Origin of the sequence: Nocardioides sp., assembly GCF_036374615.1 — a bacterium.
In the GTDB taxonomy this organism is placed as follows: Bacteria; Actinomycetota; Actinomycetes; order Propionibacteriales; family Nocardioidaceae; genus Nocardioides.
This window is the reverse complement of record NZ_DASUTK010000067.1, coordinates 24,044-50,667: the sequence shown is the minus strand read 5'-3', so window position 1 is coordinate 50,667 and position 26,624 is coordinate 24,044. Positions and strand designations below refer to the sequence as shown.

The 26,624-nt window shown below is 71.6% G+C and carries 27 protein-coding genes; 11 read left to right on the top strand and 16 right to left on the bottom strand.

Going from position 1 to position 26,624, the window contains the following annotated elements:
• The 7 genes from VFZ39_RS05830 to VFZ39_RS05800 form a co-directional block, all read right to left on the bottom strand.
• Positions 1-1,986 (bottom strand): ABC transporter ATP-binding protein (locus VFZ39_RS05830; protein WP_330864790.1); only part of this gene is annotated, 1,986 nt, incomplete at its 3' end.
• Positions 1,983-3,251 (bottom strand): hypothetical protein, encoded by a 1,269-nt coding sequence (locus VFZ39_RS05825; RefSeq protein WP_330864789.1) that lies wholly within the window; start codon positions 3,249-3,251, stop codon positions 1,983-1,985. The genes VFZ39_RS05830 and VFZ39_RS05825, both read right to left, overlap by 4 nt.
• A complete protein-coding gene (locus tag VFZ39_RS05820; protein WP_330864788.1) occupies positions 3,248-4,540 on the bottom strand; it encodes a glycosyltransferase in 1,293 nt (430 codons plus the stop codon). The genes VFZ39_RS05825 and VFZ39_RS05820 overlap by 4 nt, the downstream gene beginning before the upstream one ends.
• Positions 4,525-6,687 carry a phosphotransferase family protein gene (locus VFZ39_RS05815; RefSeq protein WP_330864787.1) on the bottom strand — a complete coding sequence of 721 codons (2,163 nt, stop codon included), beginning with the start codon at positions 6,685-6,687 and terminating at the stop codon, positions 4,525-4,527. Before VFZ39_RS05815 ends, VFZ39_RS05820 begins: the two co-directional genes overlap by 16 nt.
• Positions 6,684-7,949, bottom strand: a complete 1,266-nt coding sequence (locus VFZ39_RS05810; RefSeq protein WP_330864786.1) for an aminoglycoside phosphotransferase family protein — start codon at positions 7,947-7,949, stop codon at positions 6,684-6,686. Before VFZ39_RS05810 ends, VFZ39_RS05815 begins: the two co-directional genes overlap by 4 nt.
• Entirely contained in the window at positions 7,946-9,220 is a 1,275-nt protein-coding gene (locus VFZ39_RS05805) for a glycosyltransferase family protein (protein WP_330864785.1), read from the bottom strand. The genes VFZ39_RS05810 and VFZ39_RS05805 overlap by 4 nt, the downstream gene beginning before the upstream one ends.
• Positions 9,221-9,222: 2 nt before the next feature.
• Positions 9,223-10,230 (bottom strand): NAD-dependent epimerase/dehydratase family protein, encoded by a 1,008-nt coding sequence (locus VFZ39_RS05800; RefSeq protein ID WP_330864784.1) that lies wholly within the window; start codon positions 10,228-10,230, stop codon positions 9,223-9,225.
• A gap of 320 nt (positions 10,231-10,550) precedes the next feature.
• Here VFZ39_RS05800 and VFZ39_RS05795 point away from each other — a divergent pair, with 320 nt between their 5' ends.
• The gene (locus tag VFZ39_RS05795; protein ID WP_330864783.1) at positions 10,551-11,870 is read left to right on the top strand and encodes a UDP-glucose dehydrogenase family protein; all 1,320 of its coding nucleotides are present in this window, start codon (positions 10,551-10,553) and stop codon (positions 11,868-11,870) included.
• Positions 11,871-11,936: 66 nt separating this feature from the next.
• Entirely contained in the window at positions 11,937-13,016 is a 1,080-nt protein-coding gene (locus VFZ39_RS05790; RefSeq protein WP_330864782.1) for an inositol-3-phosphate synthase, read from the top strand.
• A gap of 63 nt (positions 13,017-13,079) precedes the next feature.
• Here VFZ39_RS05790 and VFZ39_RS05785 read toward each other — a convergent pair whose 3' ends face one another.
• Complete coding sequence (locus VFZ39_RS05785; protein ID WP_330864781.1) at positions 13,080-13,946, bottom strand: MerR family transcriptional regulator; 867 nt, start codon at positions 13,944-13,946, stop codon at positions 13,080-13,082.
• 115 nt (positions 13,947-14,061) lie between these two features.
• Between VFZ39_RS05785 and VFZ39_RS05780 the strand changes: the two genes are divergently transcribed.
• Both VFZ39_RS05780 and VFZ39_RS05775 read left to right on the top strand, forming a co-directional pair.
• On the top strand, positions 14,062-14,310 hold the full coding sequence (locus tag VFZ39_RS05780; protein WP_330864780.1) for a DUF378 domain-containing protein: 249 nt from the start codon (positions 14,062-14,064) through the stop codon (positions 14,308-14,310).
• A 16-nt stretch (positions 14,311-14,326) separates the two neighbouring features.
• Positions 14,327-14,680, top strand: a complete 354-nt coding sequence (locus VFZ39_RS05775; protein ID WP_330864779.1) for a DUF488 domain-containing protein — start codon at positions 14,327-14,329, stop codon at positions 14,678-14,680.
• Positions 14,681-14,886: 206 nt separating this feature from the next.
• Here VFZ39_RS05775 and VFZ39_RS05770 read toward each other — a convergent pair whose 3' ends face one another.
• A complete protein-coding gene (locus tag VFZ39_RS05770; RefSeq protein WP_330864778.1) occupies positions 14,887-15,843 on the bottom strand; it encodes a helix-turn-helix domain-containing protein in 957 nt (318 codons plus the stop codon).
• A gap of 145 nt (positions 15,844-15,988) precedes the next feature.
• On the opposite strand from VFZ39_RS05770, the gene VFZ39_RS05765 reads away from it, so the two are divergent.
• The gene (locus VFZ39_RS05765) at positions 15,989-17,374 is read left to right on the top strand and encodes an FAD-binding oxidoreductase (protein ID WP_330864777.1); all 1,386 of its coding nucleotides are present in this window, start codon (positions 15,989-15,991) and stop codon (positions 17,372-17,374) included.
• A 13-nt stretch (positions 17,375-17,387) separates the two neighbouring features.
• On the opposite strand, the gene VFZ39_RS05760 is transcribed toward VFZ39_RS05765, so the two are convergent.
• Both VFZ39_RS05760 and VFZ39_RS05755 read right to left on the bottom strand, forming a co-directional pair.
• Complete coding sequence (locus VFZ39_RS05760; protein ID WP_330864776.1) at positions 17,388-18,212, bottom strand: hypothetical protein; 825 nt, start codon at positions 18,210-18,212, stop codon at positions 17,388-17,390.
• Positions 18,205-18,744 carry an RNA polymerase sigma factor gene (locus tag VFZ39_RS05755; RefSeq protein ID WP_330864775.1) on the bottom strand — a complete coding sequence of 180 codons (540 nt, stop codon included), beginning with the start codon at positions 18,742-18,744 and terminating at the stop codon, positions 18,205-18,207. The genes VFZ39_RS05760 and VFZ39_RS05755 overlap by 8 nt, the downstream gene beginning before the upstream one ends.
• 107 nt (positions 18,745-18,851) lie before the next feature.
• On the opposite strand from VFZ39_RS05755, the gene VFZ39_RS05750 reads away from it, so the two are divergent.
• From VFZ39_RS05750 to VFZ39_RS05730, 5 genes are all read left to right on the top strand, one after another.
• Positions 18,852-20,315 (top strand): LLM class flavin-dependent oxidoreductase, encoded by a 1,464-nt coding sequence (locus tag VFZ39_RS05750; RefSeq protein ID WP_330864774.1) that lies wholly within the window; start codon positions 18,852-18,854, stop codon positions 20,313-20,315.
• Between the two features lie 138 nt (positions 20,316-20,453).
• Complete coding sequence (locus VFZ39_RS05745) at positions 20,454-21,014, top strand: dihydrofolate reductase family protein (RefSeq protein WP_330864773.1); 561 nt, start codon at positions 20,454-20,456, stop codon at positions 21,012-21,014.
• A 33-nt stretch (positions 21,015-21,047) separates the two neighbouring features.
• The gene (locus VFZ39_RS05740; protein WP_330864772.1) at positions 21,048-21,416 is read left to right on the top strand and encodes a YciI family protein; all 369 of its coding nucleotides are present in this window, start codon (positions 21,048-21,050) and stop codon (positions 21,414-21,416) included.
• 34 nt (positions 21,417-21,450) lie between these two features.
• On the top strand, positions 21,451-22,782 hold the full coding sequence (locus tag VFZ39_RS05735) for an RNA polymerase sigma factor (RefSeq protein WP_330864771.1): 1,332 nt from the start codon (positions 21,451-21,453) through the stop codon (positions 22,780-22,782).
• A 26-nt stretch (positions 22,783-22,808) separates the two neighbouring features.
• Complete coding sequence (locus tag VFZ39_RS05730; RefSeq protein WP_330864770.1) at positions 22,809-23,162, top strand: YciI family protein; 354 nt, start codon at positions 22,809-22,811, stop codon at positions 23,160-23,162.
• A 3-nt stretch (positions 23,163-23,165) separates the two neighbouring features.
• Here the strand turns inward: VFZ39_RS05730 and VFZ39_RS05725 are convergent, their stop codons facing one another.
• Positions 23,166-23,816 (bottom strand): class I SAM-dependent methyltransferase, encoded by a 651-nt coding sequence (locus VFZ39_RS05725; RefSeq protein WP_330864769.1) that lies wholly within the window; start codon positions 23,814-23,816, stop codon positions 23,166-23,168.
• 234 nt (positions 23,817-24,050) lie between these two features.
• A complete protein-coding gene (locus tag VFZ39_RS05720; protein WP_330864768.1) occupies positions 24,051-24,431 on the bottom strand; it encodes a DUF1304 domain-containing protein in 381 nt (126 codons plus the stop codon).
• Between the two features lie 78 nt (positions 24,432-24,509).
• On the opposite strand from VFZ39_RS05720, the gene VFZ39_RS05715 reads away from it, so the two are divergent.
• Positions 24,510-24,926, top strand: a complete 417-nt coding sequence (locus VFZ39_RS05715) for a DUF1801 domain-containing protein (protein ID WP_330864767.1) — start codon at positions 24,510-24,512, stop codon at positions 24,924-24,926.
• A gap of 6 nt (positions 24,927-24,932) precedes the next feature.
• On the opposite strand, the gene VFZ39_RS05710 is transcribed toward VFZ39_RS05715, so the two are convergent.
• From VFZ39_RS05710 to VFZ39_RS05700, 3 genes are read right to left on the bottom strand one after another with little or no spacing between them, the layout of a single operon-like run.
• The gene (locus VFZ39_RS05710; protein WP_330864766.1) at positions 24,933-25,235 is read right to left on the bottom strand and encodes an AzlD domain-containing protein; all 303 of its coding nucleotides are present in this window, start codon (positions 25,233-25,235) and stop codon (positions 24,933-24,935) included.
• On the bottom strand, positions 25,232-25,924 hold the full coding sequence (locus tag VFZ39_RS05705; RefSeq protein WP_330864765.1) for an AzlC family ABC transporter permease: 693 nt from the start codon (positions 25,922-25,924) through the stop codon (positions 25,232-25,234). Before VFZ39_RS05705 ends, VFZ39_RS05710 begins: the two co-directional genes overlap by 4 nt.
• Positions 25,921-26,568 (bottom strand): CGNR zinc finger domain-containing protein, encoded by a 648-nt coding sequence (locus VFZ39_RS05700; RefSeq protein WP_330864764.1) that lies wholly within the window; start codon positions 26,566-26,568, stop codon positions 25,921-25,923. Before VFZ39_RS05700 ends, VFZ39_RS05705 begins: the two co-directional genes overlap by 4 nt.
• Positions 26,569-26,624: the final 56 nt, after the last annotated feature.

Sequence of the window (26,624 nt, the reverse complement as noted above, 5' to 3'; positions counted from 1 at the left end):
CCGGGCCAGCCCCGGCAGCCGCCGGTGCAGCGGGTCCGCGAGCCCGGCCGGCCGCCGGGCCGCGGGCGGATCCGCCGGTCCCTCCTGGTGGGCGCTCGTCAGCGCGGTCAGCTCGTCCTCGCTGTCGGTCCCCTCGAGGTGCAGCTCCTGGCGGGTGAACAGCTCGGCGTAGGGCCCTTGGCGATCGATCAGCTGCTCGTGCGCCCCTGACTCCACGATCCGGCCCTCCGCGATCACCAGCACCCGGTCGGCGCATCGGATCAGGCCGAGGTCGTGGGAGATCACGATGGTGGACTTGCCGCGCATCAGGCTCCGCAGCGCGTCGACCACACTGCGGGCGGACTCGGCGTCCAGGCCGGTGGTCGGTTCGTCCAGGATCAGGATCGGGGCGCGCCGGATGAACGCCCGCGCGATCGCGAGTCGCTGCCGCTGCCCTCCGGACAGGGTCGAGCCGCGCTCGCCCAGATGGGTTTCGTAGCCGTCGGGCAGCGCCATGATGAACTCGTGGGCGTTCGCCAGCCGGGCCGCCCGCTCGATGTCGCTCGGGGTGGCGTCGGGGATGCCGTAGCCGATGTTCTCCGACACGCTGCCGCTCAGCAGCACGGTGTCCTGCAGCACCAGGCTGATCTGGCTGCGCAAGGAGGCGAGCGTGACGTCCTGGACGCGCAGCCCGTCGACGAGCACCTCGCCCTTGTCCGCGTCGTACAGCCTCGGGACCAGCTGGGCGATCGTGCTCTTGCCGGCGCCGCTGAACCCGACCAGGGAGACCACCTCGCCCGGGGCGAGCTCGAAGTCGATGTCGGTCAGCACCGGTGGCCGTGAGGTGAGGCGTGAACCGTCCTCGTGCTCGGCCGGGTAGGTGAAGCCGACGTGCCGGAAGCTGAGCCGGCCCTCGAGCGGCGGGGCAGGGAGGGCGTGCGGGTCGTCGCGGACCACGATCTCCCGGTCGAGCAGGTCATCGATCCGCTCGACGCTCGCGAAGACCTTGCCGATCTTGTACCACTCGCTGACGATCTTGCGGGCGGGCTTGAACATGTTCTGCAGCAGCAGCACGAACAGCACCAGCGTGCCGACGGTGATCGCGTCCCGGTCGACCAGCCATACGCCGAGCCAGACCACCGCGGCGATGGAGAGCGCCTCGACCAGCGAGATCACGAAGCTGAACTTGGCCTGGATGTTGGCGGCCCACAGGGACGCCCGCATGCTCTGGCCGGTCTCGTGGGAGAACTGCTCCAGGTCGACGGTGCCGCGGCCGTAGCTCTGCACCAGGCGGATCGAGGTGAGCATCTCCTGCGCGGTGGAGGCCAGCTCGCCCTCGCGTTGGCGCTGCGTCTTCGAGGCGACCTTGATCCGGCGGGAGTAGTAGTTGGAGACCAGCGCCAGCATCGGGATCACGATCAGCGCGACCAACGCGACGCTCCAGGACTGGGTCAGCAGGAAGATGAAGCTGCCCACCAGCACCAGCAGGCTGCCGAAGATGTTGCTCACCGACTTGACCACGAAGTCCTCTACCACCAGCACGTCGCCGGTGACCCGGGTGAGGACGTCACCGGTCCGCTTGGTGTCGTGGTAGGCCAGCGACAGCTGCTGCAGGTGTGAGTACATCGCGACCCGGATCCGGTAGCCGAGCGAGCGACCGCCGCGCGCCATGCACACCTCGGTCAGCGAGTCGGCGGCACTGTTGATCACGGCGATCAGCACGATCGCGATCGTGAGCAGGAGGATGGTCTCGACGCGCGCGGAGGACAGCAGCTCGGGGGCCCCGTAGCTGCGCAAGTTCCCCCGCGCACCTTGCAGGAAGTCGATCAGGAACGCGATCGGGATCGGCTCCAGGATCGAGGTACCCGCCTCGAACGCGAGGAGCGCGAGCCCGAGCCAGTACGGTCGCCGGTCGCCGGCGAACCGCCGGAACAGCCGCAACGAACGCCTCAGGTCACTCGCCTTCCCGCGTGGTGTCCCGCCGGTCCCGGCCGTCGGCTTGGTCACGCGGCGCGCTCGACCGAGTGCATACATCGGTCCGCCTCCTCCAGAAGTGCGGGCGCGAGGCGGGAGCGGGGTGCCCGCGCGAAGGCCCGCAATGCCTTCCGCTCCAGGGCCACCGCCTGCTGCCACCTGCTCCGGCGGCTGACGGCATCCGGCTTGCCCCCTCGGGCGACGAGATAGTGGCGAAGGAACTCCCGCTCCAGACCCTCGAGCTCGGTCCCGGTCCCGGTCCAGCGGCGGGTCAGCTGACGACGTACGGCGAGCTGGCGCAGCGTGGCGAGGAAGGTGCCGACATCGGCTGCCTGGTCGGAGATGCCGAAGTGGTCCAGGTCGAGCAGGTGGACGCGGGTGTCGCTGAGCAGGAACTGGCTCGGCTTGCAGTCCCCGTGCACCGGACCGATCGTGGCGGGCGGCAGCTCGCCGTGTCGGTCGAGCAACCTGTCGGCCACCTGGGCCGCACGAGCGGCGAAACCGGGGTCGAGCGCGGCGACACCTGCCGCGCGGGTCCCGAACCGGTGCAGCTCGGCCACCACGGATCGTTGGCGCTCCGTCACAGCCGGCAGCTCGTGCAGCTCGGCGAGCGCACGAGCGGCGCGTCGCACCCCGTCCACTGCTCGCTCACCGGGGTCGTCGCGCCCGGCGAGCAGCACGTCCAGCGTCGTACCGCCGACGGCCTCCTGGACGACGACGTCGCCCTCGCCGACGAGCCCGACCGGTGGTGCGAAGCGCAGCGTCCGGCCCCGCGCGGGCAGTGCGGCCAGGGCCGCTGCCTCCTCAGCGACCGCGGCCGCCTTGTCCGGCTTGTGGTAGGCCTTCGCCACGAAGGCCGGGGCGAGCGGTGTCACCCTGGCGAGCACGGTGGCACGTTTGCCCGGCCGGTAGCGCAGCAGCCGGATCCGGGAGTGGATCGTGCTCCGGCCGTCCTCAGGGCGGCGCAGCCGTGCGAGTGCCGGCCCGAGGGACAACGGGTCCGTCAGCCACGGCAGGGCCGGCAGGTCCGGGTCGTCCGGGAAGAGTCGCACCCGCATGCCTGGCTCGATGACGCACCCGGCGCCGGGTCGGCCGGACAGCTCCACAGCGGTCGGGTCGAGCAGATCGCCGCGCACGAGCCGTCCCGCCAGGTCGTACAGCACGGTGGCGCGCACGCCTGGCTCGTACTTCGCGTCCAGGACGTGGCAGATCGCGGCACCCCCGAGCGCGGCCGCGAGCCGGGGCGCCATCAGCCGCGGATCGAGCACGTCCGCGACGCGCTCGGCCTCCCGCCTCATGGCGCGACCGCCATCGCGCTGCTTGTGTCCCGCGGGCGCTCGGAGCCGACGCTCCCTCGGAAGACCAGCTCGAGCTTCTGAGCAGCGTCGTGCACGTCGTAGTCACGCGCCACGGTGGCACGGCCTGCCGTGCCGAGCCGGCGCTGCAGCCAAGGGTTCCCCAGCAGCCTGCGGATCCCGGCCGCGAGAGCGGGCACGTCACCTGGTGGCACGAGGAGCCCGTTCTCCTCGTGTCGCAGGAGCTCCGGGATACCGCCCGCGGCCGTGGTCACCACGGGAACGGCGCAGGCCATCGCCTCCACCAACACGTTCGGGATCCCGTCCCGGTCGCCGTCCTCTGTGTGGCGCGGCGCGAGCGTGAACACCGTCGCGGATGCCAGGGCGGCCAGGACGCGGTCGTTGGAACACGCGCCGTGCAGCACCACGTGGTCACGGAGGCCGAGTTGGTCACGGAGCTCCAGGAGGCGCGGGCGCAACGGGCCGTCGCCGTAGACGTCGCAGCGGAACGTGGGGCTCGTGGCCCGGAGCAGGGCCAGCGCCTGGAGCAGGTCGTCGTACCCCTTCTTCTCGACCAGCCTGCCGACCGACAGGATCGTGGGGAGCCGGCCCGGGTCGGCCGCCGCGGGACGGAACCTGGCGAGGTCCACACCGTGGTGCACCACGAGCACCGGTGGCCGGGCTTCGGCGGGCACCGCGGCCTCGATGTGCTCGGCGTTGGCCTCGCAGCAGGTCACCAGCGCCGTGGCCGCGGCCGCGCGGGCAGCGAGGGCCGCCGGCGGGATCTGCAGCAGATCGCGGGCATGACCGGTGAAGCTGAACGGGAGCCCGGTCAGCCGAGCCGCGAGCAGCCCCACGAGTGCTGGATCGTGGGCGAAGTGCGCGTGCAGGTGGTCGGGCGCCACCCCCTCCTGCCGCATCCGGAGGACGCGCGCGGCCACCGTGACCGCGTGGTCGAAGCACTGGAGCGCGGTGCCACTGGTGTAGCCCGCGGCCAGGCTCGGGTGACGCAGCGCGAACCACAACGTCGCGGCGTACTCCTGCGGGGCGGCTGTCAGCACGGATCCGTGAGCGCGGAGCCGGGCCCGCAACGCGCGCCGCCTTCGCGTCAGAACCGTGAGTGGGGCACGGACCTCCGCCACCTGCGGCTGGACGACCGTCTCCTCCGAGTGGACCAGGGCGAAGATCGCCAGGTCGATGCCGCGGCGCTCCAGTGCGAGCACCTCGTTCAGGACGAAGGTCTGGGAGAGTCGCGGCCAGCTCCGCACCACGTAGATCACGCGTCGAGACATGCCAACCCCTTTGTCAGCGCGGACACGACGAGCCCGCGGCGGGCGGGGGTCGGCGTGTCCCGGAAGGGTCCGGAGCCGAGCGCGAGCTGCTTGGCGATCTTGAGCCAGGTGTAGGCGCAGTACCCCGCATGGCTGCCGGAGTCGACCCACCCGCTCAGGGTGGTGTACTCGTCCAGGAACGCCGTCCGCATCAGGTCTCCGGTGGCAGGGCCCGCCGCGGCTTCCAGGTAGGCGCAGAAGTGCGCGACGTCGAGAGCAGGGTCGCCGAGCCGAGCCTCGTCGAGGTCCACGACGCAGACGTCCCGTCCGATCAGCACGTGCCCGGCGTGGAAGTCCTTGTGGATCGGTGCTTCCTCGACCTGGTCCGCCTCCGTTACCGCACTCGCCCACCGGGCAGCGAGGGCTCGCGCCGGTCGGGCCGCGGTGGGCAGCGCTCCACTGATGAGCGCGGCCCATTGCTGGGAGCTCTGCTGCTCCTGCGCCAGGGAGAGCCGCCGCGGCAGTCGCACCGAGGACCCGTGCAGGAGTGCCAGCCACTGCGCCGCGGCCCGGACGCCTGCCACGGCGTGCGCCGGATCCGCGATGTGGTCGAGTGGAGTCCCCTCGGCAGCGCGGTACAGGACCATCCGCTGTCGCGGGAGCAGCGCCAGCGGCGTCGGGACGTGCCGCGGCCCGGCGCGGAACGGCCCGGTTGAGAGCACCCGGAGGTGCTCGTGCAGCAGCCGGGCACGCTCGAGCTCCGTGAACACCTTGCCGATCACAGGCACCCGGCCGGCGTCGTCGAGGCCGTCGAGGTCGTACCGGACGACCCGCCGTCGGCCGGGGTTGTCGGTGAGCAGCTGTGCCGACCGCACGTGGAGCGTCCGCGTGTCGTCGCGGCCCGGTGCCATTGCGTGCCGGATCTCGCGCGTCATCTCGGTGCAGTCCAGGACGTCGGTTGCGCGCCGGGCCCGCCCCGCAGCGAGCAGCTCCTCGACGGCATCGGCGAGCCTCGGTACGGCGGGCCATGCCGTGACCTCCAGGCGGCGGTAGCGGCGTACCGCGACCTGCAGCAGTCCGGCGGCCCGCCACCACAACAAGGCCTGCGGATCGACCATCCCCGCCCGACCCTGGTAGCCGCTGAGCATCGCGCGCTCGTCCGCCCGCACGGCCACGCGCTCCTGGGACTGCCTGATGCCCTGCCAGGTGAGGTGGGCGAGCACCGCGCCGAGGTCTCGCGCTCGGTCTGAGCGGGACAAGCGATCTGTGTCGAGCGCCACGAGGTCCCCCTCGGGCGTGAGGACCACTTGGCTGGCGCGGAACGAGCCGTGACTCAGCACCTGTCGGCCCGGCGCGGGAACGCTTGCGCCCAGGACCTCCAGGCACGAGAGCAGTCGTGCGGCCAGCTCGGGATCCACGTGGTGGACGGCGGCCATCGCGTCGGCGAGCGACGCCACCTGGTCCTCGGCGGTCCAGCGGGGTGCGGGCACGTCCGCGATCGCGTGGAACCGGGCGAGCAGCGCGCCGAGCCGACGGGCCAGCCCCACTCGTGCCTGGGCGGGCACGCCGGGGTCCCCCAGCACCACTGACGCCGGCAGTCCGGGGACCGCCTCGCCGACGAGCACCTGCAGCTCCGGCCAGGTCGCAGCGAGCTCAGGTACGAGTGCGTGGTCGCGCGACGAGCCCGCGAGATCGCGTCCCAGGGAGGCGGTCTGGTCGAATCGCTCGGGCCGGAAGACCTTGGCGTAGAGGGTGGTCGTGCCGGTGCGGGTGGTGGCTTCATAGCGAAGAACGCATCGGGACCCGGAGCGGAACCGCACCGGCTCCACCCGGCACGAGCTGAGTCGCTCACCGAGCATCCCGGTGAGCAGCGTGCCGACCACCAGCGGGTCGGCCGCCCGGGCGAGGCCAGGCAGCCGCGCGTCGTCGCGGTAGTCGTAGCGCGACCAGTCGCCGCCGGTCACGTCCACGGCGACGAAGGTGGCCGCCGCTCCCGGTGACTCGTCGCGATAGCTGAGCCGGCACCCCTCGCCCGGCGTCCACCGGACGTCGTGCAGCCGCTGGCCGCCCGAGGGGTCAGGCAGTGCCGCGGGCAGGGAGGCCAGCGCCGGGTCCAGCCCGCTCAACCACGTGGCGGTGGCGACGTCGAGCGTCGACGAGCTGCTCATCGGGTCGCCCCGATGGCGTCCAGCGCATCGGCTGCGGCGGACAGTCGATCCTCCACCTGCGACGTCCAGGCCGGGTCGTGAACGGCGCACCGGCGCGCGGCCAGCTTCGCGCTGAAGAGCACCGCGAGCAGGTCCGCTCGTCCCCACCGGGCAGGGTCGCAGGTCCCGTAGCCTGCCCGCAGCGCGCGCCTCAAGCTGCGGATCCGAGGGGCCGGGCACCACCACCGCAGGTCGGCGAGGAACTTGCCGAGGTCGAGGGCGGGCTCGGCCACGGCCAGGCGGTCCAGGTCCAGGAACGTGACCTGCCGGTCGCCGACGGCCAGCAGGTTGTCGCACTTGACGTCCCCGTGCGCGAGGGCGGCGGGCTCGAGCGGCCAGCGGTCGAGCGCCTCGACGACGGCCGCGACCAGGCGCCCGAATCGGGCACCCTCCCGTGGAAGCAGCGCAGTGAGATGCTCCCCCGCCCGCAGCGTCGCGGCTACCTCGGCCGGGACCGAGTGTGACCGCTCGACGCGAACGTCCGCCTCGTGCAGGACCCGCAAGGCCCGGCCCACCAGGTAGACGAGCCGGACCCCGTCCGTCGCCCCGTCGCGGAGCCGGTGCCACAGCGGTCTGCCCGGCGTGCCTTCCCAGAGGGCGACCTGCTCCTCCGCGGCGTACCCGATCGGTTCGACGACGCTGGCCCCCGGACAGCTCTCGGCGATCGTCGCCGCGAGCTCGGCCGCCACGGGGACGGCCTGCGCGCCAGAGTCGTCGCGGTCGACCTTGGCGTACACACCGTCAGGACCCAGCCGTCCCCCGGCCACGTGCAGGACGTGCCGCTGCCCCGGTCGGTAGCGGACCGGTCGGATCATGAGCTCCGATGCGTGCCCAGGTGTCCGGCCGGAGACCGCCGCCAGGAGTGGAGCCAGCTGCGCCCGGTCGCTGAGGCGGGCGAGCTGCGGGAGCGCGGGATCATCGGGAGAGACCAGGACCTCGACCCGCTCGTCGGGGTGCCACGTCACCGCGATGGCGCGCGGCGGGTGCGCAGCGCTGTCGTGCACGCGGTAGTAGCCGGTGAGCTTGCGACCCGGCTTGTACTTGGTGCGCATCAGCTCGACCGACACCACCCGGTCGAGCGGCAGTCGTTCACCGAGCAGGTCGCGCGCGCCGTGGCCCAGCGGATCGACCGCGAGCCGGGCGAGCGCCTCGACACCCAGCCGGCCGGACAGCACCTCGTGAAGACGAGGCGCCGTCGCGCTGCCGGACAGGGCCGTGGTCATCGACGTCCTCCGCTCCTCGTGGTCGTGGCCGCCCCGACGCCCTGGTGGCCGTTGACCGCGAGCGGTTCGAGGGCGCTGCCGCGGGGACCGTCGCCGAGCGGGGAGAGCAGGTGCCGCACTGCGCGGTCCCTGCCGTCCAGATCCGGCGTCTCGGTCACCTCCGGCTTGGAGGAAGCGAGCGCGTCCACCATCGAGACGGCAAGCATCTCCGGCGACAGCGACTCCGGGGGCAACCACCGGACCCAGCCTCGGTCGGCGAACCTGCTCGCGCGCATCCGCTGCTCGGCGCTGGGGCCCTTGCGGGGTACGAGCAGGGCTCGTCGGGCGAAGCGCAGGACCTCCGCGGTGGTGTTGTAACCGGCCATGCTGACGACCAGGTCGGCGCACCGGATGTGGTTCAGCGAGTTGTCCACAGTGGAGACCAACCGCACCGGCAACCCCCGGGCGAGCCGTCGCAGCTGCTTCTGCTCGGCCTCGGGCAGGAAAGGCCCGGTGACCACGACGAGCCTGCAGGGTCGTTCGGCGACGAGCGCCGGGACGGCGCGGATCAGGGTCTCGAAGAGCGTGAACCCGTCCGCGCCGCCACCGGCCATGGCGACCACCAGGTCACTCTCCGGAGCGCCACGCAGGTAGCGCCGGCGCAGCGCGTCGGGAGAACCCGACGGATGCGGTGAGCAGACATAGCCGCAGTAGCGCACGCGGCTGCCGAGCTCCGCCGGCCAGGCGTACTGGGTGGCCACGTCGAAGACGCCGCGGCACCCGTAGACCAGCACGTCGTGGTAGTACCTCTGAAGCGCGTCGAAGGCGCCCTCGACCTGCCAGCGACGGCGGACCGTGGCCGGCGCGTCCACGATGTCGCGCAGGCCGAGAACGGTGCGGACCTTGGAGGGCAGTGCCTTCAGGGTCGGCACCAGCTCGCCCATGGCGCCGTGTGGCATGTGGTCCACCAGCAGTACGTCGGGTCGGAACTCCTCGGCCGCAACCCGGATCAGCTTCCGCCGCAGTTCTCTCACGTCGGCGAAGGGCATCCCCAGGGCGACCGGACGCCAGTCGCCCGGGCCGACCTTGCGGATCGACGGAAGCTTCAGGTAGTCGTGCCCCGGGCTGGTCGAGAAGAACTGCCCCATCGGGGAGTCCGACACCGTCAGCACGCTGGCACCCGGCCGCGCCGCGAGGAAGGCAGACGCGAGCAGCGTCGTTCGTCGAAGGTGTCCCAGGCCGAGCCCGTCCTGGGAGTAGATCATCAGGCGTGGCTCGGGTGTCATAGTCATGGCTACCGCCTGACAGCCTGGTGCGGGTCCGTCGCCCCGCCGGCCAGGCCCGAGATGGGCTGTGAGTCGCGCACCCCTGCGTGCCAGGCCACCTGTTGCCGGAGGCCGGCTCGCAGTCCGACGGTGGGTGACCAGTCGAGGTGCTGCCGGGCGGCATCGATCCGGCCGGCCGTGCGAGGGACGTCGCCCGGCCGCTCCTGCCGCGTCTCCAGAGACGGATCATCGACGTCGACGATGCTGCGCAGCTCCTCGATCAGGGTGGCCACCGAGGTGGGTCGGCCGCAGGCGATGTCCAGCACAGCCGCCGGGGGCAGGTCTGCGAACAGGGCGCGGGACGTCGCCCTCACGACGTCTCCCACGAAGGTGAAGTCGCGGGTCTGGCTGCCGTCGCCGAAGAGCTGCAGCGGACGACCGTCCAGGAGCGCCTCGATGAACCGGTGCGCGGCCATGTCCGGCCGTTGGCGCGGGCCGTAGACGGAGAAGTACCGCAGCGAGACCCCGGGCAGGCCGTAGCTGTAGGCGTATGCACCGACCAGGGCCTCGGCGGCGAGCTTGCTGACGCCGTAGGGGCTCGCGGGACGCGGCTCCCCACGCGCGCGGAGGGCCTCCGTCTCCGCACCGTAGACCGATGAGCTCGAGGCGTAGACGAAACGTGAGACCCCCTTCGCCAGCGCAGCCTCGAGCAACCGCTGCGTCGCGAGCACGTTGCGGTCGACGTAGCGCTCGAACGAGGGGCCCCACGAGGTGGAGACCCCTGGCTCGCCGGCGAGGTGCGCGACGGCGTCGATGCCGTCGAGGAGCTGCCCCGACGGCGCGGTGCGCACGTCCGCCTCCACCAGCTCGAAGGCGGGGTCGGGCATCAGCTCAGCGATGTTGCGACGCTTGCTGGCGGGGTCGTAGAACTCCGTGAAAGCGTCGACGCCGCGCACCTCGCAGCCGTCCTGCACCAGTGCCTCGCACAGGTGGCTGCCGATGAACCCTGCTGCTCCGGTGACCAGCACTCGCGTCATGGGCCTCGCGTCCTTCCCTCGGTCGTGCGGTGGGCGCGATCGCGCTGCCCGACGCTCGGGTAGACGCGCGTGGAACCCCCGTGTGCGACGGGCCGGCAACCCCGAGGTGACCGGACCCGTCACTGATGCGAGCGTGCGCTCGCTTCCTGTTCATTCTGCGTTCGCGAGGCCGACACGACATCATCAATTTGGGGGATTACGAGCAGGCGAACGAAAGGTAGCGTCCGAAGGCGAGGCAGCCACAAGTACTCTGAACTTGCCCGCCCCCCAGCCGTTCAAGATGACCAAGGTTGTCCATCTGGACGCGGGGGAGGCGGGCCATGGCATTGCGGGTCTCGGTGATCGGCAGTGGCTACCTTGGAACCACTCACGCGGCCGGCATGGCCGAAGCCGGCTGGGAGGTCCTCGGGGTCGACATCGACGAGGCCAAGGTCGCTGCCCTCGCTCGCGGTGAGCTGCCGTTCTACGAGCCAGGACTCGGCGACCTGGTCCGAAAGCACGTGGCGGGCGGCCGGCTTCGCTTCACCACCTCCTTCGAGGAGTGCGGGTCCTTCGGTGACGTGCACTTCCTCTGCGTCGGGACCCCGCAACGCCCGGGCGAGCTCGGCGCGGACCTCGGCCAGCTGCGATTCGCCGTGGAGTCACTCGCCCCGCACCTCAGACGACAGTGCGTCGTGGTCGGCAAGTCGACGGTGCCCGTGGGGACGGCCGAGCGGCTCGCCGCGATGCTGGCGACGACGGCTCCGGCCGACGGAGACGTGGAGCTGGCGTGGAACCCCGAGTTCCTCCGGGAAGGGCACGCGGTCGAGGACACGCTCCGGCCCGACCGGATCGTCATCGGCGTGCAGTCCGAGATCGCGGAGAAGGTGCTGCGCGAGCTCTACGTGCGCCAGCTGCGCGCCGGCGTACCCCTGGTCGTGACCGACCTGCCCACGGCGGAGCTCGTCAAGGTGGCCGCCAACGCCTTCCTCGCCACCAAGATCTCGTTCATCAACATGATGGCCGACCTCTGCGAGGCCACGGGGGGCGACGTGACGGCCCTGGCGGATGCCCTCGGACGGGACGACCGGATCGGGGAGCGGTTCCTGCATGCCGGGCTGGGGTTCGGTGGGGGCTGTCTCCCGAAGGACATCCGGGCTCTCGCGGCGCGCGCGGACGAGCTCGGGGTGCCCCACGCGGCCACCCTGCTGCGGGAGGTCGACCGGATCAACCTCGGTCGCCGGACGCGGATGGTGCAGCTGGCCGTGGAGGCGTGCGGCGGCAACATCCTCGGCAAGCGCGTCGGCGTCCTGGGTACGGCGTTCAAGCCACGTTCCGACGACGTCCGTGACTCGCCCGCGCTGAACGTCGCGGCACAGCTGCAGCTGATCGGTGCGCACGTCCGGGTCTACGACCCGGTGGCGCGAAGCACGGCCGAGTCGCAGTACCCGACGCTGGAGTACGTCTCCTCCGCTGTCGAGGCGGCCGCTGACGCGGACCTGCTGCTGCACCTCACGGAGTGGCAGGAGTTCCTCGACCTGGACCCGTGCGACCTCGACGGCGTTGTCGCGCGCAAGTACATCCTCGACGGACGCAACGCTCTGGATGCGGAGCGGTGGCGTGTCGCGGGATGGAACTACCGGGCCTTGGGACGGCCGTGACATGGCCGGACCACAGGAGCTCACCACCAGAAGACACGACACGGACGAGGATGGGAGGGGGACCAGATGACGACAGTCAGAGTGGCCGTCGCCGGCGCCGGCAACTGCGCAGCGGCGCTGGTTCAAGGTGTGCACTTCTACCGGGACGCCGACCCGGAGAGCACGGTGCGGGGTCTGATGCACGTGAAGTTCGGTGACTACCACGTCTCCGACGTCGAGTTCGTGGCGGCGTTCGACGTGGATGCCAAGAAGGTCGGGTTCGACCTGGCCGAGGCCATCGCGGCGAGCGAGAACAACACGATCCAGTTCTGTGACGTGCCGCCGACGGGCACGCACGTGCTCCGGGGGCCGACCCTGGACGGTCTCGGCAAGTACTACCGCCAGACGATCGAGGAGTCGACGGCCGAGCCGGTCGACGTGGTCTCCGTGCTGCGCGAGACCCGCGCCGACGTGTTGGTGTCCTACCTGCCGGTGGGCTCGGAGGAGGCCGACAAGTTCTACGCCCAGTGCGCGATCGACGCAGGTGTGGCGTTCGTCAACGCGCTGCCCGTCTTCATCGCCTCCGACCCGGTGTGGGCCAAGAAGTTCGAGGACGCCGGTGTCCCGATCGTGGGTGACGACGTGAAGTCACAGGTGGGCGCGACGATCACCCACCGGGTGCTGGCCAAGCTGTTCGAGGACCGGGGCGTGGTGCTCGACCGCACCTACCAGCTCAACGTCGGCGGCAACATGGACTTCAAGAACATGCTCGAGCGGGAGCGGTTGGAGTCGAAGCGGATCTCCAAGACCCAGTCCGTGACCTCCAACCTCGACCACGACCTCGGCGCCGACAACGTGCACATCGGCCCGTCCGACTACGTCGCGTGGCTCGACGACCGCAAGTGGGCCTACGTCCGCCTCGAGGGCCGCGCCTTCGGCGACGTCCCGCTCAACATGGAGTACAAGCTCGAGGTGTGGGACTCGCCGAACTCGGCCGGCATCATCATCGACGCGATCCGGGCCGCGAAGATCGCCAAGGACCGCGGCATCGGCGGACCGATCATCTCAGCCTCGTCGTACCTGATGAAGAGCCCGCCGGTGCAGCTGCCCGACGACGAGGGCCGGCGCCGGGTGGAAGCCTTCATCGCCGGTGAGAGTGCGAGGTGACGCGGCCGAGACGTCAGCCACCGAGGTGAGCGCGGGACCGACACCCGCAGCGACCGGACCGGGTCAGTCGTCCACCCGCAGCCGTTCGGCGGCCTCCGCGATGTCGTCGATCAGCAGCTCCGCGCCGGTCGTTGCGACCTCGCGCTCGTCGAGGGGTCCGGCCACGGCCACCCGCGTCTCGGTGGCCAGCCGGGCCACCGCGTCTCGGTGCGACCGGAACAGTCTCGCGTCGTAGGTCCCCAGCACGACCAGTGACGGGTGCAGCCCTGGAACCGGCTCCGCGAGCCTGTCCAGTGGAGTGTCCGCCCCGAGGAAGGTCACCCGCCACCCCCGGCGTGTCATGAGCAGGCCGAGCATGACCAGGCCGAGGTCGTGAGTCTCACCCGGCAGGCACGCGAGCACGGACGTGGCCTGGTTCCGCGCTCCCCAGTCGCCCGCGAGTCCGAGCAGTCGGCCACGGATCAGGTGCGAGGCGAAGTGCTCCTGGGCCACGCTGACCGTGCCATCGGCCCAGCGGTCGCCGAGCTCGTGGAGGTACGGGATGAGCACGTGGCGGATCGCGTAGTCGACCGAAACCGTTCCGAACAGCTGGTCGAGGACGGCGTTCGCCCCGACCGCGTCGAAGCGGTCCATGCTCTGCGTCAGCTCACCGGCCAGCACCTCCACCACGGGTCGGTCCGGACGGCCAGGGGCGGGCGTCGAACCCCCAGCCGTCGCGGCCTGGCGGGCTGCCTCGGCGGCCGAGACTCCCCGGGAGATCAGGGCGGTCGTGCGGCGTACCCGCCCTTCGTCGGCCTCGGAGTACAGCCGGAAGCCACCTTGAGAGCGCTCGGGGCGGAGCAGGCCGTAACGCTGCTCCCAGGCCCGGAGCAGCTCCGGGGACACACCGGTACGGCGGGACAGCTCACCGATCCGCATCCTTGGCTCCACGACCAACACCCTACTGACTCTCGACGTGACTTGTACAGACTCTTGACAAGATCGACGGGAACGGGCATGCTGCGCCAGTTGGACCTACACAGACTCTCTACACACTGGAGGAATCATGAAGAAGCTCGACACCCTGGCCCTGGCCCTCGTGATCGTCGGCGCCGTGAACTGGGGCCTGGTCGCGCTGGCCGAGTTCGACCTGGTGGCCACCATCTTCGGGATGGAGTTCGGCGAGACCAACGCCGTCACCCGGATCGTCTACGGCCTGGTCGGCGTCTCCGGCCTGTACTTGGCGGCGCGCGCCACCGCCCTCCTGGGCGACCGCACCCACCACGGCGACCGGGTGGCGACCAGCACGCACTGACCCGTCACCCCGGCGGGTGGATCCCGACGTCGACGTCGACACCTGGTGGCGGGTCGAGCAGTTTCGGGCGTACGCGGCGCACACCCGCACCGCGGAGTTCCGGCAGGGCCTGCACGCCGTGCTCGCGGAATCCGCTCGGCGCACCGCCTTGATGTGCAGCGAATCCCTGTGGTGGCGTTGCCATCGACGGCTGGTCTCCGACGTGCTCGTACTGCTTCACGACGCATCGGTGCTACACCTCGACCACAGCGGCCGGCTGACCACGCACGTGCCGGCCGACGGCGCGAGGGTGACCGACGAGGGGCTGGTCTACGACGATGGGGCACTGGTCTACGACGATGGGCAGTCGTCCTTCACAGGCGGCGGCTGACCGTCCTTGCGTGCTGCAGTGGGTGCATGAGACACCTGGGCGGGCCTTCGCGAGACGAGTCCGGTTCGACCCCCACCCTGGCCGGGGTGGGCGCGCCGCATTTGCTTGACGTCAAGCAAACGGCGAATCGGGGCCTACCCCCACGCCTTGCTCGGCCGCGCCGGATCGGGGGCGCGCGGCGCCCGAACGCTCGGTGCAGTGACCGGCTACGGCGAGGCGAACTCCTGACGGAACGCAGCAGGAGGCAGCCCGTACGCACTCTTGAACGCGCGGCTGAAGTGCGCCGGATCACCGAACCCCCACTGAGCTCCCACCGCCGAGACCGGTCGGCCGAGGAGGGCGGGGTCCAGCAGGTCGCGCCGGCAGCGATCGAGCCGCCGTCGGCGGATCAGCCCGGCGACGCCGTCCCCTGCGTCCTCGAACAGCCGGTGCAGGTGGCGCAGCGAGATGTGGTGCGCCGCAGCGACCGAGGCCGGCGACAGGTCGGGGTCCGACAGGTGCTTCTCGATGAAGGCCTGACAGCGGGTGCGCAGAGCCCGGCGCGCTGCCTCGGGTCCGACGGCGTGAGGCCGGTCGAGACGGCTCGCGATCCCCACGTGGAGCAGGTCGAGGACGGCGGCACCCACCTGGGCGCTGGCGACCTCGTCCTGGGTCTCCAGATGGCGTGGCAGCTGCCGGACCAGGCCGGAGACCAGCGCCGCGGTGCCGCTGGTCCCGCCGATGCCGGTCCCGAAGAGCGGTGCGACCTCGTCCTCGCGGAACGGGCTGAGCGTCTTCGGGTAGGACAACATCACCGCGCGCCGCGAGGTGTAGGTGCACTGCAGCGGTGCCGACAGGTCCAGCAGGCCGAGGTCGCCGCGTCGGTACTGCGTGCGGCGGTCGAACTGCTCGCCGACGCTGGAGCCGTCGGCCTGGACGAACAGCACGTAGCGGTCGGGGTCGTGGCAGCGGATGTGGTGGGCAGTTCGCCGAGCGCGACCCGGGCCGGACCGGGACTCGATGAACTGCGCAGGCCCGACCTGGCCGATCACGATCTGGTCGCGCTCGTCGGGGGCGTGGTCGAGGTCGATCTCGAGCCCGGAGAACGCGGTGGACACGGTCTCCCGCCAGCTCTCCTCACGCTGCGCCTGCGGCTCGGCCACCGCCTTCAGAACGGTGCGCATGTCCTCGATCCTGCGCTCGCCGCGACTCCCACACAACCCGGTATCGGGCGCGGATGCTCAACGCCCTGGCGCGCAGGGGCAATGCGGCCACGCCCGGCTCGTCCGACGCTGGTACGTGCCGACCGCTCATCGGAGGGAGACACCTGTGACCGACCAGCCGCCCCCGAGCTCTGTCGCCCATGACCTGGCCGCCCGGATCCCGGGCGAGGTCCTGGTGGCGGGCGAACCGGGCTACGACGAGGCCCGCACGCCGTACTTCGGCATCCGTGACGGGCATCCGGTCGCGGTCGTCCGCCCGGCCGACGCGGTCGATGTCGCGACCGTGGTCGAGACGGCCACCCGGAGCGGACTGCCGCTGCACGTGCGCGGCGGCGGGCACCACGCGGCCGGCCACGCCACCGGCGACGGCCTGCTGCTCGACCTCACGTCCTTGCGCGGGTTGTCCGTGGGCGCCACGAACGACCGGGACGGTGCATCGGTGTGGGCCGGCGGGGGACTGACCGCGGGCGAGGTCACCAACGCACTGGCGCAGCACGGGCTGGCCGTGGGGTTCGGCGACACCGACAGCGTCGGGATCGGGGGGCTCACGCTCAGTGGCGGGTTGGGGTTCCTCAGCCGGCGGCACGGGATGACGATCGACAACCTGCTCGGAGCCGAGGTCGTCACGGCCGACGGGCGGGTCCGGCGCGTGGACGCCGGCCGCGATCCGGACCTGTTCTGGGCGCTGCGCGGGGGAGGCGGCAGCTTCGGCGTCGTCACCCGCTTCCACTACCGGGCAGTGCCAGTCACCGAGGTGTACGGCGGCGCGCTCTTCCTGCCCGCGACGCCGCAGGCGTTGGAACGGGTGGTCGCGGTCAGCTGCGCCGCCGACGACGCGCTGAGCGTGATCGCGTCGGTCATCCCGACGCCACCGCTCGACGAGCTCCCCGCCGAGCAGCACGGGCAGCCGGTGCTCATGGTCCGCGTCTGCTGGGCCGGCGACATACGGCGAGGCGAGCAGGCGGTCGCCCCGCTCCGGGCGGCCGCCGATCCGGTGGCAGACCTGGTCGGGCCGATGCCGTACTCGGAGCTCCTCGCGCTGCCGACCCGCAGCCACGGGGCCGTGATCGCGGTCCGCTCACTGTTTCTCGACCACGTCGACACCGCCACCGCCGAGATGATGCTCGACTACATGGCCCGCAGCGACGCGCCGTTGCGGATGGTGCAGCTGCGCGCCTTGGGCGGCGCCATCGGGCGGGTGGATCCTGCGGCCACCGCCTTCGCGCACCGGCGGAGCGGGATCATGGTCGTCATCGCCTCCAACGACGAGCCCGACCTGGAGACGGCCCGCGACTGGGCGGAGGAGCTCGCCACGAAGGTCGCCCAGGACGACCCGGGCGGTTACGTCGGGTTCTTCGGCCCGCACGACGACGGACGGATCGGCAGCGCCTACCCGCCGGCCACCTTGGCCCGGCTGCGGCAGGTCAAGGCGACCTACGACCCGGCCAACCTGTTCCGGCACAACGACAACATCACTCCTGCGACACCCTGAGGCTGCGGCGGGTTCAGGGGAGGGGTGCGAACCGCAGGGACTCGAGCGTCGATGTCCGCTCGTCGAGCATCTCGGACGACGGGTTACCCCGGGAGGAGAGCGTCGCGAGCAGCACGTCGTCGCCGTACTCCAGGACCCATACGTCGACGGTGACCCGCGGGCCCAACCGACCACCCCACATCGAGTCCAGCGCCGGTTCGGTCTCCAACTCCGTTGCGCAGCGGATCTTCATCGGGATCGAGACCTGGAGGTGCGTGGCAGGCAGCTCGGCGCTGAAGAACGGTGCCGGGCTCGGAGCGTCCAGGACGCGGGTCCCGGGGACCTCGGCGATCCGGTCGACCACCTGCGCGCGAGAGAGCCCGCTCGGCAGCCCCGCACCGCCAGGCTCGCACCGGGCCACGTCCATCCCCCTGTACTCGGCGATGCCCCAGCTGATGGCTCCCGACGTGCTGTTGTGCCACGCCCCGCTCGAGGTCGTGCGCCAGCCCTCCCCTACCACGTCGAGGACGGCGTCGGGCACGTCGTCGCCGCCGACGATCTCGAGGGCATACGTGCCCGGCTCGAACACCTCGCCCCTGGTCACCTCGCCCAGGACTCTCAGGCCGAGCTCCGGGACCGGGATCGTGATCTGGCCGGCCGGTGTCTGGGACGGTGCTGGATCGGGGATGGACGTGTACACGCCGTAACCCACCGCTACGGCCGCGGCGAGCGCTGCGACCGGTGCCAGCTGGCGGCGACGACGCAACGCCCGCCCCCGCTCGAGCAGCCGGTCGGGGTCCATCGGGCGGACGCCGAGCTCCGCGCGCTCGCGGAACTCGGTGATCTTCTGGTCAGACATGACCGGCTCCTTCCTCGTCAGCCAGCGCTTGTGCGAGCGCCTCGCGGCCACGGCTGAGCCGCGACTTCACCGTGCCCTCGGGGATTCCCAGCGTCTCCGCGACGGTCGCGACGTCCAGGTCCGCCAGGTAGTGCAGGGCGACGACCTCACGCATGCCCTCGGGCAGCGCCCGCAGCGCCTCGATGACGTCCAGCCGGTCCTCGAGCGTCGTCACGTCCGTCGGGGGCGGTGCAACCTGGTCCCGGATCCGCGAGAAGTTGCGCAACCGTCGCCACCGGCTGCGCTGGAGGTTGATCGCCACGGTGCGTAGCCACGCCTCCGGGTTGTCGAGCTCGATGAACCGTCGGCCGAGGGCAGCACCCTTGACGAAGGCCTCCTGCACCAGGTCCTCCGCCTCGGTTGCGTCGCCCGTGACGCCGTACAGCTGCACGACGAGGCGCCGGTACGACATGTCGAAGACGTGGCGGAACGCGAGCTCCTCCGAGCGCGGTAGCGCGGGTTCACGCCCCACTGCGAGTGTCTCTGCGTCCATGGCCGCCTCCTGCTGGTCGGACGATGTGACGACTCCCGAGGCAACCCGTGGGTTCCATCCTCCTCCACGAACCTCGCCGGCGCTGGTGATGAGCCAGACTGGCCGCCATGCGGCTGCCGGATCCTGCCCTCGTGGTGCTGGTCGGGGCAGCCGGGTCGGGCAAGTCCACGTGGGCGCAAGGGCGGTACCGCGCCGAGGAGATCGTTTCCTCCGACGCACTCCGGGCCGTGGTGGGCAGTGGCCCAAGCGACCTCGACGCGTCCAACGACGCCTTCGCCCTGCTGGAGACGATCGTCGCCGCTCGACTCGGTCGCGGGCTGACCACCGTCGTCGACACCCTCGGCACCGACGCCGAGCGACGCCGGGGCTGGCGCGCGGCGGCCGCCGCGAGCGGCCTGCCCGCTGTGGTGGTCGTGCTCGACACCTCGGACGCCGAGTGCCGACGCCGCAACGCCTCACGCGACCGGCCGGTGCCGGCGCCGGTGCTTGCCGGCCAGCTCCGCGCGGTCCGCGATCTACGAGCGGAGCTCGAGGCGGAGGGCTGGGACCTCGTCGTCCCGGTCGCGGACGAGGCGCCGGCGCCGGATGCGCCGGACGTGCTTGGGCCGGCCGCCGTGGACGCGGCGCGCGACCGCACCAACAGCCTCGGCCTGCGGGTCCTGCTGCAGGTGTCCCGGTTCCCGTGGGGCGAGGACCCGCTGGCCTGGCTGACCGAGGTCGCGCGTGCCGCCGACGAGGCGGGATTCGCCGGGCTGGCGGTGATGGACCACCTGATCCAGATCCCACAGGTCGGCCGGGCGTGGGACTCGATCCCGGAGCCGTGGGTCACGCTCGGTGCGGTGGCCGGGCTCGGCACCGGGCTCGAGCTCGGGACGCTCTGCACGCCGGTGACCTTCCGGCCCGCCGGTGTGACGGCGAAGGCGGCTGCGACCCTCTCCGCGCTGACGGGCGGCCGGGCGTTCGTAGGGATCGGAGCGGGCTGGTGGGAGCGCGAGCACGCGGCGTACGGCCTCCGGTTCCCGCCGCCCGGTGAGCGGCTCGACGACCTCGAGCGCGCGATCGTCACGATGCGCGCCCTGTGGGCTCCGGGGACCAAGCCGTACGACGAGGCGGGGGTGACCCTGCCCGAGACCACCTGCTACCCGCGGCCACCGAGCCCGATCCCTGTCATCGTCGGCGGCTCGGGTGAGCGCCGGACGCTCCGGATAGCCGCGCGGCTCGGCGACGCCTGCAACCTGCGCACGACCGACCACGACGTCCTGGAACGCAAGATCGCCGTGCTGCGCGATCACTGCGCGGAGGTCGGCCGCGACCCTGACGAGGTCGCCGTGACCGTGCTCGACCTTCCGGTCGTCGGCCGCGACCGGGACGACGTGTGGAGCCGGGTCGAGCGGCACCGCGGCCGCACGGCCGCGGCGACGTACGCCGCCACCACCCATGCCGGCACCGTGGCCGAGCACCGGGACCGCTACGGCGGCCTCGCGGCCGCCGGTGTCTCCACCGTCTTCCTCGCGACCCGCGACCTCGACGGCCCGGACGCCGTGCTCGACCTGGCGGGGCTCAACGCCTGACCGGGGCGTCGGGACCGTCGCGGAAAGAAGTCTCGAGAAATCTGGTGGCACGTGTCGATCCGGGGCCGCGCCGTTCGGCACACGGGGTGACAGCAACCCTCGGGCACCCGCCCGACCAACCGGAGGAGCACATCGATCATGGGATTCATCAAGTCCGGCCTCTTCATCTCACTCGACGGTGTCATCGAGTCGCCCGAGACCTGGCACTTCCCCTACTTCGACGACCAGATGGGGGCGGCTGTCGGCGAGCTGATGAGCGACAGCGACGCGACGCTGATCGGTCGCCAGACCTACGACGAGTTCGCGGCGTACTGGCCCCAGGCGGACGCCGAGGACCCGATGACCGGCGTCATGAACGGCGCCCGCAAGTACGTCGTGTCGAGCACCCTCACCGACCCCGCGTGGGAGAACACCACCGCGATCAACCCGCCCGCCGCAGCGGACGCCGCCGACGTCGCCACCCAGCTGACCCGGCTCAAGCAGGACACCCGGCTCAGCACCACCGGCAGCGCCACCCTGGTGCGTTGGATGCTCGAGCAGGGGCTGGTCGACGAGCTGCACCTGCTGGTGCACCCGATCGTGGTCGGTCACGGCAAGAAGCTCTTCGAGGACGGTGCGACCGTTCCGTTGAAGCTGGTCTCGTCCACTACGTTCGACAGCGGTGTCCTGCACCTCGTCTACGCGGGTGCGGACAGCTGAGCGGGAAGGCGGACCTGGAGGAGGAGAGTCACGATGCGCTACATGCTCATGCACTACCAGACCCAGGCGATGGAGGACGGGATACCGCCGACCGCCGAGGAGCAGGCTGCCATCGGGCAGTACATGCAGGAAGCCGCGATGTCGGGGGTGCTGCTCACCGGCGAGGGAGTGGCTCCGAGCAGCAAGGGCGCCCGCGTCGAGGCCGCGGACGGTGAGGTGCGCGTGATCGACGGTCCGTTCGCCGAGGCCAAGGAGCTGATCGCCGGGTTCGCGATCCTCGAGGTCGACTCCCTCGCCGAAGCTGTGGAGCACGCCCGGAAGTGGGCTCGGATCGTCGGCACCCACCGGGTCGACGTCCGCAAGGTGATGGAGGCCGAGGACCTCCTGCCGCCGCAGGGCTGAGCAGCGATTTCGCTCGACCCGTCGCCGCCGCGCCATGACCGCGCACGATCCGGACCCGTTCCCCCGACCACCGTCGGAGGACGCGCTCGACCAGCGGCTGGCGGCGCTGTGGCGGGTCGAGTCACCCCGGGTCATCGCGCGCCTGATGCGCCAGGTCGGCGACCTCGACACTGCCGAGGAGCTCGCGCAGGACGTGTTCGTGGCGGCCATCGAGCGGTGGCGTGCCGAGGGGGTCCCCGACAACCCGGGCGCGTGGCTGACCACGACCGCCCGGTACCTCGCGATCGACCGGATCCGTCGTCGCGACACCGGACGGGGGAAGTACCAGCTGGTCGCGGCCTCGCAGCCGCAGACCCTCGAGCACAGCATCGACGAGATCGTCGACGGAGATCTCGCCGATGACCTGCTCGGCCTGATCTTCATGGCCTGCCATCCGATCCTGTCGCCCGACGCCCGCTCGGCGCTGACCCTCAAGCTCGTCTGCGGGTTGGGCACCGACGACGTCGCGCGGGCCTTCCTGGCACCGGCTCCGACGATCGCCCAGCGGATCGTGCGAGCGAAGCGGACCCTGGCCGCTGCCAAGGTGCGGTTCGAGCTCCCGCCGGAGTCCGAGCGACACGCTCGGCTCGACGCAGTGCGCGAGGTGGTCTACCTGGTGTTCAACGAGGGCTACTCCGCCACCAGCGGCGACCAGTGGTTCCGCGGCGACCTCTGCGCCGAGGCGCTGCGGCTCGGCCGAATGCTCGCCGCCCTGACGCCCCTGGACACCGAGACCCTCGGCCTGCTCGCACTGATCGAGCTGCAGGCCTCGCGGCTGCGGGCGCGCACCGGGCCGGACGGGGAGCCGGTGCTGCTGCTCGATCAGGACCGCCGCCGCTGGGACCGACTGCTGATCCGGCGCGGGCTCGCCCACCTCGACCGGATCGAGCAGCTCGGTGGGACGGTCGGGCCATACGCGCTGCAGGCCGCGATCGCTGCCTGCCATGCGCGGGCGACCACTCCCGAGGAGACCGACTGGGAGCGGATCACCGCCCTGTACGACGGGTTGGCGGCCATCAACCCGTCGCCGGTCGTCGAGCTGAACCGGGGCGTCGCTGCCGCGCAGGCGTTCGGTCCCCGCGTCGGTCTCGACATCGTGCTGCCACTCTTCGATGTGCCGAGCATGACCGGCTACCACCTGATTGACGCCGTCGCAGGTGATCTGTGGTGCCGGTCCGGCGAGCACGGGCGGGCGCGGGAGCACTTCCTCCGAGCGGCGTCGATGACGGGCAACGAGGTGGAGCGTCGGACGATGCAGCGCCGCGCCGCCGAGTGCGCCGCCCGGCACCGTGTCGAGAACGGCGGTGCCGGTTCGTCATCGCAGTGACAGGCTCATCCACGAGAGGAAAGACGATGACCGACTACATGATCATGCTCCCCGGTGACGAGGCGACCTGGCAGGCGGCCGACGAGGCCACCCGCACCGCCATGTACGCCCGCCACACGGACTTCCAGCGGGCACTGCAGGAGCGCGGCCACACGATGACCGGGGGCGCCGAGCTCGCACACTCCAGCACGGCCCGCACGTTGCGCACAACGAACGGGACCGTGTCCGTCACCGACGGGCCCTACGCCGAGACGGTCGAACAGCTGACCGGCTTCTACCTGGTCCGCTCCGACGACCTCGAGGACCTGCTCGACGTCTGTCGGGCGCTGTCCAATGGCGACGGCGGCATCGAGGTCCGTGCGTGTGTGGCGCCTGGCTGACGGTCAGCTCGGGCGTCGAACCCGGACGAGCGAGTCGCTGCGCGTGCCGACCGCGCCGTCGGGGGACGTCGACTCGAATGTGACCAGCTCGGCTCGCTCGACCGTCCAGTCGGACAGGTCGAGCGTCCGCAGCACCTCGTCGGCGTCGGGCATGCCACGCATGTGCTCGGGCGGGTCGGTTGCCCACGTCGGAGGTGTCGCGTGCCCGATGACGACCATCGTGCCGCCCGGCGCCACCGCGTCCGCTGCTGCCCGCAGGACCGCGTCGCGGCTCAGGGCCACCGGCGCCTGCAGGTACGCCGCGGTCACCAGGTCCCACGTGCCGACAGGGAGGCCCTGGTCGAGGTCCACCCGTTGCCAGGTGACGTGGTCGCCCAGCCCGGCCGCCTCCGCCTCCTGCTCCGCCTGGTGCAGGGCAGCACTCGAGATGTCGACGCCCGTGACGGTCCAGCCCTGCGCGGCCAGCCAGATCGCGTCGCCGCCCGTCCCGCAGCCGAGGTCGAGCGCGGTCGTCGGGACGAGCGGCTTGCGGGCGAGCTCGTCGACGAGCACCCGGTTCGGCCGGCCGCTCCACGGCCGGCGGCCCGGGGAGTAGAAGTCCTCCCAGAACGCCGTGGGGTCCTGCGGGTCGAGATCGTGGTGGGAATGAGTCACGCCTCGAGCATGACAAACCGTCGCTCTTCCAGCAAGTCACCTTGCCACAACAGCAATTGTCAGTTCGTTGAATCGCGGATGTGCGGCAGTCGAGTCGTGCGTCCGCGGCAGGTGAGTGGCGCGTGCGCGGCAGGTATGTGGCGCGTGCGCGGCGTACGGCCGCCGCAAACCAGCGACTGAATCGCCGCAAGCACGCGAATCAACGGCCGCACACCCGCGACTCAACCGGGCGGGTCAGGCGGTGGCGATCAGGAGACAGACCAGCGCGAGCGCGGGGAGCAGGCCTTGGCGGAACGCGGCAGCCGCGCGGGCGCGCGACCCTGCCACGAGGACGAGTGCGGCTCCGAGCATCGGTGCGGTGCCCGCGACGATGAGGGCGACGCCGACGTCGTGGTGGTCGAGTGCGAGCGTGAGGACGCCCGCCCCGGTGATCAGGGCGAGGAAGAGGTTGTAGAAGCCCTGGTTGTAGGCGAGCTCCTTGGTCGCCTCCGCCTCCTCACGGGAGGTGCCGAAGACCGCTCGGGCGCGGCCGGTCCACGCGAAGGACTCCAGCCACCAGATGAAGACATGGAGGAGTGCGGCGAGGGTGGCGAGAACGGCGGCGACGACGAGCACGGAACCTCCTGGGCGCTAGCGAGATCGTAGGGGGTCGACGCGGCTCCCGTCGCGCCCGCGCTGTGCGACGCTGGCGGCATGGCAGACGACAGAGTCACCAAGCCCGGCACGGGCGACGTCGGGGCCTTCCTCGACTCCTTTCCGGACGAGCGCCGTCGCGCGGATGCGGTGGCTGCGACCCAGCTGATACGCGAGGTCACCGGCGTGGAGCCGGTGATGTGGGGGACCTCGATGGTCGGATTCGGGACGCAGCGCTACACCACGGCCGACGGCAAGGAGCGCGAGTGGTTCGCCGTCGGGCTGTCGCCGCGCAAGGCAGCGCTGACGCTGTACGGCCTCACGTACTACGACTCGAAGCAGGACCTGCTCGAGCGGCTCGGACCTCACACCACCGGCAAGGGCTGCCTCTACGTCAAGCGGCTCGACGACGTCGACCGCGACGTGCTGGCCGAGCTCGTCGAACGGGCCTGGACGGCGAACACCGCTTCCGGCTGAGCCCACTCAGAGCAGCCGCAGGGCGGCGGCGGTCAACGCGCCGAGGAGCACGGCCAGCAGCATGGGGGCGTGCAGCCGCCACGCGATCCCGGCAACCGCGACGCCGGCGATCTGCGCTCCGTCGAGGCCGTCCCCTCCGTTGCCACCGAGCTCGACCACGATGAGCCCGGCCAGCAGCGCCGGAGCCATGAAGCCGACCACGCGCCGGGCCGAGTCCGGGAGCGGCCGCCGGCCCAGCGCCAGCGGACCCACCGCCTTCAGCAGGCTCGCACCGACGGTGACGAGGAGCACGGCGATCCAGGCCTTCATCGGGATGCCCCCGCGTCACTCCGGTCGCGCCGCCGGATCGGTGCAGCCGCGACCACCGCGCCGGCCGTCGCGGCCAGCAGCGCGAGCCCGGGGTCGAGGACCAGCATGGCCAGCCCGGAGAGGGTGCCGCCCACCACCAGTGCGACGCCCGCCCGCGGTGACCTGACCTCCTCCAGCGCGAGCAGCAGGAAGAAGGCGGGGAACACCACGTCACCTCCCAGCCTCTCCAGGAGGTCGGGGTCGGGACGCAGACCCACGCCCAGGGCGGTCCCGGCGACCCAGCAGGTCCACTGGGTCACCGTCATGCCCACCATCCGCGCGACGTCGAACCGGCCGCCGCCCTGGTGTGCTCCCACGAAGGAGGCGTCGACCAGCGCCTGCGACTGGAGGGCCCGCCACCAGCGACCGCCACGGAGACTGTCGTTGAGCGCGATGCCCATCACGAGGTATCGCAGGTTGATCAGGAGCGCGGCCACGACGGCGGCTGCCGCGGTGCCGGTCGGCAGCGTCGTCACGAGCGTGAACTGGGCCGACCCCGAGAAGGTGAACATCGAGGAGAGGATCGGCAAGACCGGTCCCCAGCCGGCCGAGGTGGCGGCGGCGCCGAAGGAGACACCGAGGACGAACGTGGCGGCGCCAGGCCCGACGCCCAACCGCAACCCGCTGACAAAGCTCGCTCGCGTCGTCATTCCGGAGCCACCGACTCGTCCCGGGGGCCATGCTGCCGCTGGTAGTGGCGCCGGACGCGGCTGCGGTTCCCACAGTCGTTCGAGCTGCACCAGATCCGCGCGCCGTTGCGGCTGCGGTCGAGGAACAGCCATCCACACCCTGCGCCCTGACACTCACGCAGCCGGTCCACGTCGCCACGCTCCAGCAGGCGCCACGCGTGAACGGCGAACCGGTCGGGCAGGTCCCCGAGGTCGCCCGGGTCCGCCGCCCACTCCAGCGGCAGCAACGAAACCACCTCCACGCGGCGGAGGGAGTCGAGCAGAAGCGCGTGCAGGCCACGGACGGCCGGGAGTTGCGGCTGGTCCCCGACGGCGAGGGGCAGCAGCACGTCGTACAGCAGCTCCCGGAGCTCACGCACCCGCTCCAGCGCGGTCGCTCCGGCAGCCGGGTCACCCTCCGCCTGCCGCGCCAGTCGTCGGCGCGTCTGCGGGTCGAGCACGGCCGCGACCCCGCACCAGTGCAGCAGCGCTGCGACGTCGGCGAGCCGGTCCACCCTCCGCTCCGGGTCGCGACGCCAGGAGACGGTGTTGACCAGGTCGAGCGCCAGGTCGTTGCCGACGAGCTCGGCCCAGCCTCCGTCGGGGTAGCGGATCACGTCGCGCATCTTCATAAGACTAACAGGCTAGAGCCGATTGGCCCATTAGCACTTCGGTAGCGCGC

Excerpts from the sequence above, each read along its gene's own strand:
- VFZ39_RS05750 (WP_330864774.1), top strand. The coding sequence starts at position 18,852 with ATGCGGCTGCCGGATCCTGCCCTCGTGGTGCTGGTCGGGGCAGCCGGG.
- VFZ39_RS05790 (WP_330864782.1), top strand. The coding sequence starts at position 11,937 with ATGACGACAGTCAGAGTGGCCGTCGCCGGCGCCGGCAACTGCGCAGCG.
- VFZ39_RS05810 (WP_330864786.1), bottom strand. The coding sequence starts at position 7,949 with ATGACCACGGCCCTGTCCGGCAGCGCGACGGCGCCTCGTCTTCACGAG.
- VFZ39_RS05815 (WP_330864787.1), bottom strand. The coding sequence starts at position 6,687 with ATGAGCAGCTCGTCGACGCTCGACGTCGCCACCGCCACGTGGTTGAGC.
- VFZ39_RS05820 (WP_330864788.1), bottom strand. The coding sequence starts at position 4,540 with ATGTCTCGACGCGTGATCTACGTGGTGCGGAGCTGGCCGCGACTCTCC.
- VFZ39_RS05710 (WP_330864766.1), bottom strand. The coding sequence starts at position 25,235 with ATGAAGGCCTGGATCGCCGTGCTCCTCGTCACCGTCGGTGCGAGCCTG.
- VFZ39_RS05780 (WP_330864780.1), top strand. The coding sequence starts at position 14,062 with ATGAAGAAGCTCGACACCCTGGCCCTGGCCCTCGTGATCGTCGGCGCC.
- VFZ39_RS05700 (WP_330864764.1), bottom strand. The coding sequence starts at position 26,568 with ATGCGCGACGTGATCCGCTACCCCGACGGAGGCTGGGCCGAGCTCGTC.
- VFZ39_RS05825 (WP_330864789.1), bottom strand. The coding sequence starts at position 3,251 with ATGAGGCGGGAGGCCGAGCGCGTCGCGGACGTGCTCGATCCGCGGCTG.
- VFZ39_RS05755 (WP_330864775.1), bottom strand. The coding sequence starts at position 18,744 with ATGGACGCAGAGACACTCGCAGTGGGGCGTGAACCCGCGCTACCGCGC.
- VFZ39_RS05735 (WP_330864771.1), top strand. The coding sequence starts at position 21,451 with ATGACCGCGCACGATCCGGACCCGTTCCCCCGACCACCGTCGGAGGAC.
- VFZ39_RS05800 (WP_330864784.1), bottom strand. The coding sequence starts at position 10,230 with ATGACGCGAGTGCTGGTCACCGGAGCAGCAGGGTTCATCGGCAGCCAC.
- VFZ39_RS05730 (WP_330864770.1), top strand. The coding sequence starts at position 22,809 with ATGACCGACTACATGATCATGCTCCCCGGTGACGAGGCGACCTGGCAG.
- VFZ39_RS05745 (WP_330864773.1), top strand. The coding sequence starts at position 20,454 with ATGGGATTCATCAAGTCCGGCCTCTTCATCTCACTCGACGGTGTCATC.
- VFZ39_RS05740 (WP_330864772.1), top strand. The coding sequence starts at position 21,048 with ATGCGCTACATGCTCATGCACTACCAGACCCAGGCGATGGAGGACGGG.
- VFZ39_RS05705 (WP_330864765.1), bottom strand. The coding sequence starts at position 25,924 with ATGACGACGCGAGCGAGCTTTGTCAGCGGGTTGCGGTTGGGCGTCGGG.
- VFZ39_RS05770 (WP_330864778.1), bottom strand. The coding sequence starts at position 15,843 with ATGCGCACCGTTCTGAAGGCGGTGGCCGAGCCGCAGGCGCAGCGTGAG.
- VFZ39_RS05715 (WP_330864767.1), top strand. The coding sequence starts at position 24,510 with ATGGCAGACGACAGAGTCACCAAGCCCGGCACGGGCGACGTCGGGGCC.
- VFZ39_RS05760 (WP_330864776.1), bottom strand. The coding sequence starts at position 18,212 with ATGTCTGACCAGAAGATCACCGAGTTCCGCGAGCGCGCGGAGCTCGGC.
- VFZ39_RS05805 (WP_330864785.1), bottom strand. The coding sequence starts at position 9,220 with ATGACTATGACACCCGAGCCACGCCTGATGATCTACTCCCAGGACGGG.
- VFZ39_RS05795 (WP_330864783.1), top strand. The coding sequence starts at position 10,551 with ATGGCATTGCGGGTCTCGGTGATCGGCAGTGGCTACCTTGGAACCACT.